Here is a 12837-nt window from a genome sequence, read left to right on the forward strand (position 1 = left end):
TTTGGAGTCAAGTCCCTAGGGGGATTTGACTCCTTTTTCATTTGTTCTTTACCTTACCGCAAATTATTTTACACTTAGACGATAGACCATTTAAAAATCATAAATATGTTTATTATTGTATTATACAAAATATGAAAAACGTAAACATGTTTACTATTGTATTATGCAAAATAGCAAAATCGTAAATACGTTTATGATTTGATGATGCGAAAACGTAAAATATTCGACAAAACTTTGCTCATAGTTTGTTGATCATTTATATTAATTTGAGTCGCTATTTTCCCAAAAAATATTGACACCACAGGCTTTTTTCGTTATTTTTAGATAAATCTAACTAGAAGGATCTGGATCAATGAACAACCAACTTGATCGAAAAACTGCAATAAAAGATATTTTGCCTACAGCCTTAGGTTATGTGGGAATTGGGCTTGCCTTTGGTATTGTGCCAGAGCAAGTGGCTTAACCATCACACAAGCTGGGTTAATGTCGCTGATTGCTTATGGTGGCTCAGTGCAATTTATTATCGTGAGCATGTTACTAACTAAGAGTCCAATTTTATCAATAATCATTGCTGCTTTTTTAGTAAATTCCAGAATGGTCCTAATGAGTTTTGTTACAGTAGGCTATTTTAAAAAGGATAATTTATGGCATAACATCTTGATTGGAACCTTATTAACCGATGAGAGTTTTGCCTTAGCGATGAATAAATTGAACTATACGGATAGCAAATTGACTTTTGCCTGGTTTGATACTGCTAATTGGTTTGCCTATTTTACTTGGTTTTTCGCTACTATCATTGGTGCTAGTTTAGGAACTTTTATAAAAAATCCTACAAACTTAGGGATTGATTTTGCATTGGTGGCGATGTTTATTGGACTATTGTATGGTCAAATTACTTCAGATAAAGGACTAAATATTATCCTGCAATTGATCATGGTAGCTGTTGTTTTGTGTTGGTTTATCTAGGGATGATTTTTATTCCGCATAACTTATTAATTTTAGCAGTAACTTTGGTTGGCTGTGGGATCGGGATGGTGCTTAAACATGTCTTCTTCTAATTATATTTTATTTACAATAATAGGTAGTGGTATTGCTATGTGGCTTTCCAAAGTTTTGCCATTTTTGTTATTAAAGAAGTTTAATCTACCAAAATTAATCGCTGAATATTTAAGTTTTGTGCCAGTGGTAATCATGTCCAGTCTTTGGTTTAGTGAATTATTCGTTCAGAAGCTAGAATCACTTCCGAGCATTAATTGGTCCAATTTTTGGGCTTCACTTCCAGGCTTGTTAGCTGCAATTATTTCAAAAAATCTATTGATCACTGTGATTGTTGGCATTATTTCAATGGCAATTATCCGATTGATCTAAAAAATCCGTTAGAACTGACTAACGGATTTTTTCAATGACTAATATACAAATAAACCAATTGCTAAGAAAGCTAAACAGATACCAAATTCGATTAATAGCAATTTCCAACAGAATTTGAACCATTTATCAAAATTAATGCCAACCAGCATCAAACTCATCAAGATTAAACTAGTAGGTGTTAACAAACTGATAAAGCCCTGTCCCCAGTTATAGGCATCGATTACACTTGCGCGATCAATTCCAACCACGTTAGCCATTGGTGCCATGATCGGCATCGACAATACCGCAAGACCAGACGATGATTGGATAAAGAAGCCTAAGACAATATAAACCAGGAATAGCATCCAAATAAATGCAAGTGAATTCATCCCTGCAATTTGTTGGCTAAAGTAATGCATAATTGTGTCGCTAGTGTGGCTTTCTTCCATAATTATTGAAACTGCACGAGCAAGACCGATGGTTAGGGCTACTCCAAGTAGATCAGCAGCGCCACTTACAAAACTTTCAATAAATTTATGTTCATTTAGTCCTGCAATTGGTGCAAAGATGTAAGCAACAGCTAAAAATACTACCGAGATTTCAGTGAAGTACCAGCCTTTTTGTTGGACACCCCAGATCATAATGATAAATCCTAGAGCAAAGACAAGTAAGGTCAATTTTTGTCGAATTGTAAAAACCTGTTTTGTGTCTGTGGTGTCTAAATTTAAGAAATTTACTCGGTCAGCTTCATATTGATCGTAAACTATTGACTTGGTCGGATCTTTTCGAACTTTTTCAGCATAATGAGTAACATAAAGAATACCAACAATTAAGCAGGTTAACCACATGACTAATCTAAGTGGCAATGCGGAAGTAAAGTTGATCCCAGCTGCGTTAGACGCAATCACTGTTGAGAATGGATTGATGGTAGATGCCATCGTTCCCAAACTAGTTCCTAAGAAAATGGTACCAACGACTGTCATTGTATCGTAGCCAGCCATCAAAAATACTGGGATTAAAATCGGGTAGAAGGCCATAGTTTCTTCGGCAAGACCAAAGGTTGTCCCTCCAATTGCGATTAGTGCCATAACTAGGACAATTAACAGCATTTGTTTGCCCTCGATCTTCTTTGAAAGGCTAGCCATTCCGGCATCGATTGCCCCATTGGCGTGGACAATGCCGATACATCCCCCAAGGATTAAAACGAAGACAATAATATCAATGCTTTGGGCAATTCCGTTTACCTGGGAAGTTAAAAATTGTTCGACAGCTTCAACAAAAGTTGGCTTCTTGATTTTAATTCTCCGATAAGAATTAGGGATTGCTACTGGTTTATAAATCGTACCATCCGTAAATTTCTTTAAAGCAATTTTTACTCCATATTTGTCAAGAGTAGCTTTAGTTGCACTCGCAGTACTGGTTTTTCCTTCAGGATTTGTGATAATAAAACTCATTTTTTGGCTTATCATATGCTAAAGTTGCATAATTACCAGCAGGAATAAAGAATGTTAGTAACTGCACTAAAATAAGAACAATAATGATTACCGTGTAGGCGGTAGGAAATTCAAATTTTTTCTTTGATTGTGTCATAATACCCCTCACTTTATGAATAGTAGTTATTATTCTATATTATAATACTTTTTAAAGAAAACGGTTTCTTAACGTTTGTAAGTAAAAGCTAGTGGTACAATTTAAGTATTAAAAGACAAAGATAATAGATACGAAAGGAAGTCATTATGAGAACCAAAAAATTGATATCGACTGTCGTGGCATTATCTTCTGTAGTTTTATTGGCAAGCATGTCAAACTCAGTAAACGCAGATGGAATTGTTCATCCTAAGCAACCGGATCAAACTGGTAAGCTATATTTGCGTGCTAACTCATACATTTATACTAAATCAGGTAAACGTACTTCTTATGCAGGTAAGTGGAAACTATTAAAAGATGAGTCGGTTAAATACACGGGTACAATTAAGCCTTTGACTAAGAATTACAAATACTATTTTAAGGATAATCAGGCGCAAAAGTATTGGCTGCCTTATCGTACGTACCACAAGTATGCGTATTATCAAATTGCTAACAATAAATATGTTAAAGCAGCTAACGTAAGTGAAGTTAATGGCAATTACATAATTGCTCGCGATCAGGTAGTTAAACCAAAAAAGGGAGCAACAATTTTTACTCCAAATGGTCAATACAACAAAGAATCATATAGTTGGCCTAATTTTGGTAGTTCTCAAAAACTAACATCAATTAAGTCGCTGGTTGTTGATAGTTACGTTGAAACAGCTGATGGTAACCATACGGTACGTTATTACCACATTAAGGGTACAAGTAATCAATATATTCGTGATCCGTATTTATCAACGCTACCTAAATTTGATGTGGAAGCCGAAACAAGCTATACAGCAATAACTGCAGCTAAAGCAACATCTTTATATGATGCAACAGGTAAAGCTGTTTCTTCTGTAAGAAAGAATCATTTGATGCAAGGAATTGAACGGATTTATTTATGGGTACCAGCTGATAATCAAGCTGAATTATTCTACCGAATCAGTGATACTCAAAATTCAATTCCTTTATATGTTAAAGTTGCAGATGTCCGCTATGAGTATGGTCCGAGTGTAAAATTGTACAATTCAGCCAAAGATGCCCAAACTACGTTCAATAAAAAGGCTGATAAAACCGAGTTGGAGCAACTGATAAAGTCTGCAGATAGTGTCCGTTCTACTGCAAAATATTTAAATTCAACCTATCACTACAGGGCTAATTTTGATAGTGCTCTTAAACTAGCAAAACAAGCGGCTCAAGCGAAATCGTCACAAATGGAAATTGATCAAGCTGTTTGGTTCTTACAACAAGAATTAAATAGTCTTCAAGGAAATCAAATTACTGTAAATAGTTATGATCATTTTACCAATGATGAAGCCAAAAAAATCACTCAGATGGCTACAAACTTGTATTCAGCCAAGTATGATAAGAGCTCAAAAGATGGAAAGCGAACATCTGCTAGAGCACTGATGATCAATCACAATACTAAGTTGGTCTTGGAGATAACAGAAACGGGCTACACGGCATCAGGCTATCAAACGGTTGATAAACAAACATATACTGATCTGAAGCTTAGCGATTTTGCCAAACTAGCACCAAAAGCAAGTAAAGTTAATAGCAGCTTTGAAAGTTCGGACAATCAAATTGATTTGGCTAGTGATGCTACTTTGAGTAAGTATGCTCAGTTAATTAAATATGATGATCGTACCAGTGTTTTAGTGGCTAAAACTGATACACCAATTTATCAAGCAGCTAACTTAACAGAGCAAGCATTGCGTTCAGGAGATTTCAGCTTAACAAAAACAGGTAAAATGATTAACAAGGGCAATAATATTGGTTATCTTGTTGGTCCAGTTGTTAAGTTAGATGGCAACTATTACTTAAAAGTTGAGGCCAAAACGCCATATTTTGTAAGAGCAAATGACGTAAAACTTGATAATTTTGCAAATAGCGCTGAATTTAAGAAGTATGATGCTTTACTCAAAGCAGCTTTAAACAACAACTATCGAGTTAATGAAGTAGGACTTAAATTAACTAATGCTAAAATTCCTGTTTATGCGATTGATTCATATGGTAACTTACGTGATATTATTACAGAAACTTTGACTAATATAGCTTCAGGTACTAACGATTATGCGTATTATTTAAATAACCCATTCATTACCAAGTATAACGGTGAATTTTATTACCGTGGCCTGACATCATTAAGTTCAGTTTATAAAGCTACTGATGTAATTCCTGTTAAAGCACAGGGAAAATAGGATTAATGGAGCTGTGTCTGGGAAAAAACTAACTCTCAGATACCAAAAGACGATCAATCCAACTCTTAATTTGAGTTGCTTGATCGTCTTTTTCTCGTTATTTTTATTTTTCCAGATACTTTTTATCGTTTTCTGATACCAGTTCTTCGTCCATATTGTAAGACGTAGATTGCTATTAAAACTAACAGAATTCCGATGATTTCGACTACTGTGATATCTAAATGGAAGAAAATTACGCTTAGTAGGGTTGTGGTAATAGGTTGTAGTGCATCCATAATGCTGACAACATCTGATGGTGCGTGTCGTGATGCATAGAGCAACATAATAAAAGGTAAGATGGTCCCTAATGCAATTACCGTAGAAACTGAAGCCACCAAAGTAGTTGTCAATTTAGGTGCTTCGACCCAGAAGGGATGCAGGCAGTTGAAGAAAATACCAGCGATCATAGTCCCCCAACCCAAAACTACCATTGGTGGGTTTTCTTTAGCAGCATTTTTTGGCAATACAACATATAACGCAGCGGTAATTCCTGAGCCCAAGCCCCATAATAAAGAAATGGTAGGTACTGCTAAGTGGGTTAAGTCCCCGCGAGTAATACACAAAAGAACACCAAGTAAAGCTAACAGGAAAGACCAAATATCGCTCCGAAGTGGTTGTTTACGATAAATGAAGATACTTCCCATTACGATAAAGAGTGGTGAAAGATACTGCAGAATAGTTGCAGTTGAAGCATTACCGGTCTGAATCGAATAGTAGAAGGTCATTAAATTCGCTGCTAGACCAAAAATTCCGTATGTTAAAACTGAAATACAAGATTTCTTATTTTTAAAAACATTGAATATTTGCCCGCGATAGATAATGGCACTAATTAATAACAAAATAATACCTGTGGCTAGCGTTCTAGTAGAAAACATCCATGGACCAGGAACATTTAAGTTTTGCGAAATTAATTGTAAAACTGTTCCGGAAATTCCCCAACTCAATGATGCTAAACCAGCAAGTGTTATTCCTTTCAAAACCTTGTTGTTATGCTCCATATAAACCTCCAATTTTCACAATTAGAAATATCATAGCATTTTTTTTAAGCTTTTGAAATAAGTTCACTTGATGGAAACGGTTTGATGGCAATTAATCTATCTTTGTGAGCCAGGAAATTAGTTTGTCTGCAACTAGTTGTTGCTGTTTTTGGTTTGAAATCGTGGCTTTATGATCGCCTTTTTGTGAGCCATATGAACCAAAACCGGCATGATTCCCGCCTTTAATAATTTCAAAAGTGGTCGCTTTAGGAAGATATTTTTGGCCAGTTATTAATTTATCTTGTTTAATGACACCATCATTGCTAGCAGTTATTGAAAGAACCGGTACTGATAATTTATCCAAACGTCCTTTTTCATCGGCATAGGCTGCCAAGAAAAAGACGCCCTTTAAATTTGCTGAATGATGTTCATGAACATATCTGGCTGCCATTGCACCACCTAATGAATGGCCACCAATGACATATCTTTCACTTCTAGTAACTAATTTAGTGGCAATGGTGGGTTCAAAAATTGCCATATTCATTGGAAAATGAGCAATCTTAACAGTATAGCCTGCTTGTGCGACTTTTTTTGCCCAGATCGAATAAGAATCTGGTTCAACAAGAGCTCCTGGGTAAAATACGACAGTTAACTTGGAATTTTTGGCTTTGAATTCGGTGACTTGCTTATTTCGAACTGTTGCTGTTGTGGCTATGCTGCTAGCGGATTCAGAGGGATGATAGATGGAAAATCTGAAATAGCTAAAGCTAAGTAAAATTATGGCAACGATAGTTGCAATAGCAACCAGAAATATTTTTTTCTTTTTGTTAGTTTGTTTTGTCATTTGATACCTACTTTCATTTAAGATAATGTGATTATAACAAATAAAGTATTTTGTTAGTAAGGCAAAATCATATAGGTTTATAATTGCCGACAAAATAAGATTAGTCTTATCTTGAATATAATTATTATGCTATTGAAAAATATATATTTTAGCAGCAGTTAACATTGCAGTTGCCACCTTGACTTACATGCCATTTGTCTCGGCTGCAACTAAGCAAGCCATTGCTAAAGAACAATAATAACCATTTTTTGAAACATGTTCGTATGTGAGTGCGAGCATGTTTTTATTTAGCCAAAATGGTTGCTAAAGCGCTTAATAATAAGCTAACATTAATAGTATAGATTTTTAAAGGACTGATAAATTTGAATTCAACAATTGAAACAATGCTTAATCACCGTTCGATTAGGAAATTCACTGATCGTCAATTAAGTGCAGAAGAATTAAATACGATTTATGAAGTTGCTAGAAGAACGTCCTCTAGTATCTATTTGCAACAATTTTCGATTATCCATGTTAGTGATCGAAAAATAAGAAAGGCGATCAGCCAAATTTGTAATCAAGAATTTATCAATCAGCCTGGGGGAGATCTGTTCATTTTTCTTGCAGATCTTCATCGTAACTATCAATTGCGAAAAGAAGCCGGCTTAACAGCAGATCGATTAGAAAATATGGATTTGTTCACTCAAGCTTTGGCAGATGCAACTTTAGCAATTTCCAATTCTTTAACTGCTGCAGAATCAATGGGGCTTGGTGGCGTATTCTTGGGAAGTATCAAAAATGATTCTGAACAAGTTGGTAAATTATTGAAATTACCTAAGTTTGTGATTCCTGCTCTGGGGCTATTAATAGGTGAGCCTGCTGATCGCTCACAATTAAAACCACGTATCCCTAAAAAAGTAATGATATTTGAGAATACTTATCCTGAAAAAGAAATCTCACGTGCAGATCTAACAAAATTCGATCAAGAAGTTAATGAATATTATTTGAAACGTGATAAAAACGCACGCGATGAAATGTTGGCTTACTATCACAAACAGGGTCTTATTAAAAGGTAATAATTTATGAAGCAAATCAAACTAGTAGCAACTGATCTTGATGGTACTTTACTAGGGTCAGATCGTAAAATCTCAGAAAATACGAAGCAAGTGCTTCAGCAATTAATTAAACAAGGAGTAAAAGTTGTACCATTGTCTGGTCGTCCTAGAAGTTCGATCAAAGAAGTTTTTCCTGGGATTGACTTAGAGTATTTGATTGGCTACAACGGTGGCTTGATTCAAAAAATGGATGGTACGATTATTCATCAATCAATTTTTTCTGAAGAACAGATTGATTTTTTACTTAGCTTGAATCATCCCTTTGCTAAAGGTCCTTATTTATTAGGAGCTAATCATTTTTACCTTCCTAAAAAAGTAAGCAAATTTCAAAGAGAGCTTTGCGAAACAATGTGGAAGATGAAGTCGCGCCAATTAACCCCAGCTGATCATTATAAAATTATCAAGTGTGAATATCATGGACCACGAATTTTTGGTGCTCACTTTTTTAAGGTTATCAAACCTCAACTAGAACCATATTTTGATGTGACTTCAAGTGGGGGATGGACGCTTGAAATGACTAATCATGATGCCACTAAAGGTAATGCCCTAGAAATTTTACGAAAGAAATTGGGCCTTGATCCTAGTGAAGTGGTGGTTTTTGGAGACAATTTGAATGATGTTTCAGCCTTTCGGGTTCCAGGGATCACTAAGGTTGCTATGGGCAATGCGATCGATGAAATCAAGGATTTGGCAGATGACGTTACTTTAACTAATGATCAAGATGGGGTAGCTGAATTTTTAAAGCAATATTGTAATTAGAGATAGGATCCCAATTGGGGGTCTTTTTTAGTTGTAAAGTATAATTTATAAAAATTAGCAATAATGTAAAGTATGATTTACAAAATTATATAATATTGTAAAATATAATTTAAAGGAAGTGGTATTTTTGGACTCAGAATTATTAAAATATTTGATCTATAGCCAACATGAAGTAATTCAAAATGAAGTGTTAGTACCACGTAGTGTTGAATTTGAACCAAATGATAACTATGTTTTAGTCGGTATGAGAAGAGCAGGAAAAACCTCAATCTTATATCAATTAATTCAAAAGTTGATAGAAAAGGGTGTTGATTGGGAGCAAATTGTTTTTCTTAATTTTGAAGATGAGCGCTTAATAAATATCAAACTTGAAGAGTTAGACAAAATAACTTTAGTCGCACAAAGTTTGACGAAAAAACCAATCTACTATTTTTTTGATGAGATCCAAAACATAGATGGTTGGGAACACTTTGCAAGGAGATTGGCTGATCAAAAGCAACATGTTTTTATTACAGGTAGTAATTCGAAAATGCTCAGTACTGATATCATTGCTAGCTTAGGCGGTAGGTATATGATGAAACGAATTACACCGTATGATTTTAAAGAATACCTGTTAGCTAATGACGTCAAATATGATAAAAACTCAATATATATTCCTTCAAAACTTACTAAAATACTTAAATATTCAGATCAATATCTACACTTTGGAGGGTTGCCAGAGACACTTCTACAAAATAATCCAAGAGATTATTTGAATAATATTTATCAAAATATTTATTTGGGAGACATTATTAAACGTAATCAGATTCGTAACCCTAAAGCATTAAGTTTATTAATAAATAAGGTCGCTCAGGTGATAATGCACGAGGTTTCATATAATACCCTATCCAAGAATGTGAAAGCAACTGGGGTATCAATCAGTACGCCAGCAACTATTGATTATTTGGAATTTGCCAAAGAAGCCTTCTTACTTTTTGATGTCAAAAACTATGTGGCAAAATTTTCACAAAAAGAAAGCACACCTAAATTTTATTTTTGTGATAATGGAATCTTGAATTTGTTTTTATTCAAGAAAGATACAGTATTGTTGGAAAATTTGGTTGCAGTAACGCTTTATAATCGTTTCGAAAAAGACGTGTATTATTTTCACTCCAAAAAAACCAAAATTGATTTAGATTTTGTTGTTCCAAGTGCTGAGTTGGCAATTCAAGTTGCATGGCAGTTAGACGATTTTTCTAGAGAGCGAGAGGTCCAGTCATTAATAAAATTGGCCCAGAACTCTGATGAATTTACAAAGTTTATCATCGTAACGAAAGATCAGAATGAAAAAATTATCCGTGATAATCTTGAAATTGAAGTTATGCCATTACATAAGTTTTTATTGACCTATACCAAATAAGAAAACTAACAAAATAACGCTCGACAATGATTGAAATAGATCGTTGCCGGGCGTTTTGTTTATAAACCAATTTGAAGAAACCACCTGTGATAAAATAACAAAAATTATTTTATAACTTAAAATGTGAATAATTTAACAGCTACTTTAAGATGGTAATTCAAGAAACGACAAAATAAGTTTAGCGAATTTGAAAATAGTTGCAACAAAGGAAAATCAAAGCTGACAGCATGCTGATATCGTACATATTAAAATAATGATAATTTATAGCTTAACACCGTATAGTGCTTGAATGCAATATAGATAACCAATAACTATTTGAAATAAAACATTCTAAGCTTAGAATGTTTTCTACTTAATTGTTAATGCATTGTTTCCATTGTGGTAGGCAAATTCCATCTTAATGTGGCTTGCAGGTACCCATGAGATAGGACCTAAGTCATAGTTGTTGCGACCACCACCGCCAGCGTAGAAACGCTTAGCTTGGTAAAGCGGGTCGTGAACGAGGAACTTGTCACTCTTGGTGCTGTAACCAAAAATCACCTAACAGTGGTTTCTTGGACCAGCAGCATCGTAAGATGAGTAACCGTAGTAAAGTACAGGCTTACCAGCAGAAATCAATTTCTTGATATTGTTCAAAGAAATACCAGAAACATCTTTGATTCTTGAGTCACCTAGGCGATGAGCATAATTCATTAAAGCGTAGGATAAAATCACACGGTGAAAGTTAGCACCAGTATAAGGATTACCATCTTGACCACCAGTAGCAACGTTTCGAGGTAAATTGTTTTGCATATAGGTTAGTTTGCCTTGCTCATTTACGCCAGGAACGTTTTTGAAAGAATGATCATACTTCATCAACATTGACAAAGCTGCTGAGGCACATCCCCAAGGTGCAAAAACTGGGAAATACTGGCTTGTGTAGTAAGTACGTGAAGCTGGATCTTTCTTTAATGAGTTATATCTAGTGTGTTCAAGCTCATACTTGATGGTATTTTTTGCGTTGATCCACTTATCATGACCTTCATAGTAGTAAGTAGACTTGCCGACTTTCTTTTGATTGTAGATTCGATGAGTGACACCATTTTTGATCTTTTCTCCAGTACGAACAAATTTATGGTTGTCATTTTGACGATATACATGAATACTACGACCAGGCCAGTAAGAAACAGTAACATAGGTATTCTTCGGTAATTTCTTAGCATAGGTAGCTTCTGCTAAATCAGTAGTTTCATCGGCTTGCACTTGAGGCAAGTTCACCAATAAGAAGCTGGCTGAAATCGCAGCAATAATTGCTTTGGTAAATTTTCTATTCATTCTAATCCTCTCCATTTTTTAACAGTGTAATACTGATACCGTATAAATTATAGTTTTTTATTTGAAAAAGTGCCAAGTCTTTTTAAATAACATTTGATTATCAAAAGAGATGAAAAATAAGTATTTCACTTATATTAAGCTTTCTAAGTATTATAGGCTTAGACAAAATAATGGAAAGGAAGAGCACATGAAATCTTGGACATCTAAGCAATTAAAGCTTTTTAACGAAATTAGTGCAATCCAAAATCGTCCGTACAATGATGATGGTGTAAGCTTTCAAGATAATCCAATTTGGGTTGTAGTTAATGATAAGCAAGTGTATTTGCGAGGGGGCAAAGGCACTGATAGTAAATGGTATCAAGCTGGAATAAAAAATGGTGGTGAGATTGAAGTAGCAGGTCAAACTTTTAAAATAAAGTATGTCTCTGTTGATAATGAATCAGAAATCGCAGCCGTAACTGTAGCCTATAACCAAAAATATCACGGACAATATCCAATTGACATGATGGTATCTGACAAGGTTGCTCATGCGACCGTTAGACTAGAACTAAGATAGTAAAAAGGCTAGCAATTTGAGTTTTGCTAGCTTTTTACATACCCTATTTTAATTTAAACTTGCTCCATGGCTTCAAGAAATCAAGCAGGAACAGCTGCTCTTGTTTAATGCTTCCTACCTTGTTCTTTCTAGGCTCACGATGCGCCTTGCGCACGATCTGCAATTCATTTTTGTATGGACCAAAACTATCGTTACCTACTAAAACGTCGCCAGGTTGAAATTCCAATTCATTGTCATGGGCTGGATTTTCTTCTTCTCGATAGGTTACTCTGGGCATAGTCGAGCGGATAACTAGAGAGTTAATGTCGCCACGCCAGAAATGCAGGGGCTTTTTAACGATGGTTCCTTCAATTGGATTGATATTTGGTAGAAAATCGACGTCTAGTGTTAAGAGGTAGCGGTCTACTTGAGCCAAGGCTGCCAATTCCGTTTCTGAAGCATAGGCATTGCCGATGATTACGTCATCGATTAAACCAGTTGCCCACAATTGCTTTGCTTGAACGTCAATTGGAAGCTTGCGATCCATCTCAAGGGTCGGCAAGCCATCGCTCACGTTCCAAGGCCCCATTTTTCCAACCTTACTCGATACGAAGGCTGCAGAATGGATGCCGAGCTTCTTAAAGCGCTGGCTGCATTTGATAAAGTAGTCAAAAGGCAGCCCCGTTCCTACTTGAGGATAGAAGTTGTGGCAGCCAT

Annotated in this window: 11 protein-coding genes and 2 pseudogenes; 7 read left to right on the forward strand and 6 right to left on the reverse strand. The window is 35.3% G+C overall.

Features of this window, described 5'->3' with window-relative positions:
* Positions 1–352: 352 nt before the first annotated feature.
* Positions 353–1058, forward strand: a pseudogene (locus BN52_RS00650) (AzlC family ABC transporter permease).
* Positions 1045–1368 (forward strand): AzlD domain-containing protein, encoded by a 324-nt coding sequence (locus tag BN52_RS00655; protein WP_008472108.1) that lies wholly within the window; start codon positions 1045–1047, stop codon positions 1366–1368. Before BN52_RS00650 ends, BN52_RS00655 begins: the two are co-directional and overlap by 14 nt.
* Positions 1369–1406: 38 nt before the next feature.
* Here BN52_RS00655 and BN52_RS00660 read toward each other — a convergent pair.
* A pseudogene (locus BN52_RS00660) lies at positions 1407–2937 on the reverse strand (YfcC family protein).
* A 146-nt stretch (positions 2938–3083) separates the two neighbouring features.
* On the opposite strand from BN52_RS00660, the gene BN52_RS00665 reads away from it, so the two are divergent.
* Positions 3084–5159: an SLAP domain-containing protein gene (locus BN52_RS00665; RefSeq protein ID WP_008472111.1), complete on the forward strand. Its 2076-nt coding sequence runs from the start codon at positions 3084–3086 to the stop codon at positions 5157–5159.
* A gap of 122 nt (positions 5160–5281) precedes the next feature.
* On the opposite strand, the gene BN52_RS00670 is transcribed toward BN52_RS00665, so the two are convergent.
* Both BN52_RS00670 and BN52_RS00675 read right to left on the reverse strand, forming a co-directional pair.
* Positions 5282–6196, reverse strand: a complete 915-nt coding sequence (locus BN52_RS00670) for a DMT family transporter (protein WP_008472112.1) — start codon at positions 6194–6196, stop codon at positions 5282–5284.
* 91 nt (positions 6197–6287) lie between these two features.
* Positions 6288–7019, reverse strand: a complete 732-nt coding sequence (locus BN52_RS00675) for an alpha/beta hydrolase (RefSeq protein ID WP_008472113.1) — start codon at positions 7017–7019, stop codon at positions 6288–6290.
* A gap of 362 nt (positions 7020–7381) precedes the next feature.
* Between BN52_RS00675 and BN52_RS00680 the strand changes: the two genes are divergently transcribed.
* The 3 genes from BN52_RS00680 (at position 7382) to BN52_RS00690 (ending at position 10271) form a co-directional block, all read left to right on the forward strand.
* Positions 7382–8074 carry an NADPH-dependent oxidoreductase gene (locus BN52_RS00680; protein ID WP_008472114.1) on the forward strand — a complete coding sequence of 231 codons (693 nt, stop codon included), beginning with the start codon at positions 7382–7384 and terminating at the stop codon, positions 8072–8074.
* 6 nt (positions 8075–8080) lie between these two features.
* Entirely contained in the window at positions 8081–8872 is a 792-nt protein-coding gene (locus tag BN52_RS00685; RefSeq protein ID WP_008472116.1) for an HAD family hydrolase, read from the forward strand.
* Positions 8873–9059: 187 nt separating this feature from the next.
* Positions 9060–10271, forward strand: a complete 1212-nt coding sequence (locus BN52_RS00690) for an ATP-binding protein (RefSeq protein ID WP_241762021.1) — start codon at positions 9060–9062, stop codon at positions 10269–10271.
* A gap of 348 nt (positions 10272–10619) precedes the next feature.
* Here BN52_RS00690 and BN52_RS09555 read toward each other — a convergent pair whose 3' ends face one another.
* Positions 10620–10811 carry a hypothetical protein gene (locus tag BN52_RS09555; protein WP_008472120.1) on the reverse strand — a complete coding sequence of 64 codons (192 nt, stop codon included), beginning with the start codon at positions 10809–10811 and terminating at the stop codon, positions 10620–10622.
* Positions 10812–11585 carry a hypothetical protein gene (locus BN52_RS09560; protein ID WP_008472122.1) on the reverse strand — a complete coding sequence of 258 codons (774 nt, stop codon included), beginning with the start codon at positions 11583–11585 and terminating at the stop codon, positions 10812–10814. It lies immediately after the preceding gene.
* Positions 11586–11772: 187 nt separating this feature from the next.
* Here BN52_RS09560 and BN52_RS00700 point away from each other — a divergent pair, with 187 nt between their 5' ends.
* Entirely contained in the window at positions 11773–12141 is a 369-nt protein-coding gene (locus BN52_RS00700; RefSeq protein ID WP_008472124.1) for a DUF2255 family protein, read from the forward strand.
* Between the two features lie 43 nt (positions 12142–12184).
* Here BN52_RS00700 and BN52_RS00705 read toward each other — a convergent pair.
* Positions 12185–12837, reverse strand: a 653-nt coding sequence (locus BN52_RS00705) for a MupG family TIM beta-alpha barrel fold protein (protein WP_040473271.1), incomplete at its 5' end; no start/stop codon positions are given.

It is taken from the genome of Lactobacillus gigeriorum DSM 23908 = CRBIP 24.85, from assembly GCF_000296855.1.
GTDB lineage: Bacteria > Bacillota > Bacilli > Lactobacillales > Lactobacillaceae > Lactobacillus > Lactobacillus gigeriorum.

What these genes read in the sequence shown, in the direction of transcription:
- BN52_RS00685 (WP_008472116.1), top strand. Translation starts at nt 8,081, where the DNA reads ATGAAGCAAATCAAACTAGTAGCAACTGATCTTGATGGTACTTTACTA.
- BN52_RS09560 (WP_008472122.1), bottom strand. Translation starts at nt 11,585, where the DNA reads ATGAATAGAAAATTTACCAAAGCAATTATTGCTGCGATTTCAGCCAGC.
- BN52_RS00665 (WP_008472111.1), top strand. Translation starts at nt 3,084, where the DNA reads ATGAGAACCAAAAAATTGATATCGACTGTCGTGGCATTATCTTCTGTA.
- BN52_RS00675 (WP_008472113.1), bottom strand. Translation starts at nt 7,019, where the DNA reads ATGACAAAACAAACTAACAAAAAGAAAAAAATATTTCTGGTTGCTATT.
- BN52_RS00700 (WP_008472124.1), top strand. Translation starts at nt 11,773, where the DNA reads ATGAAATCTTGGACATCTAAGCAATTAAAGCTTTTTAACGAAATTAGT.
- BN52_RS00670 (WP_008472112.1), bottom strand. Translation starts at nt 6,196, where the DNA reads ATGGAGCATAACAACAAGGTTTTGAAAGGAATAACACTTGCTGGTTTA.
- BN52_RS00655 (WP_008472108.1), top strand. Translation starts at nt 1,045, where the DNA reads ATGTCTTCTTCTAATTATATTTTATTTACAATAATAGGTAGTGGTATT.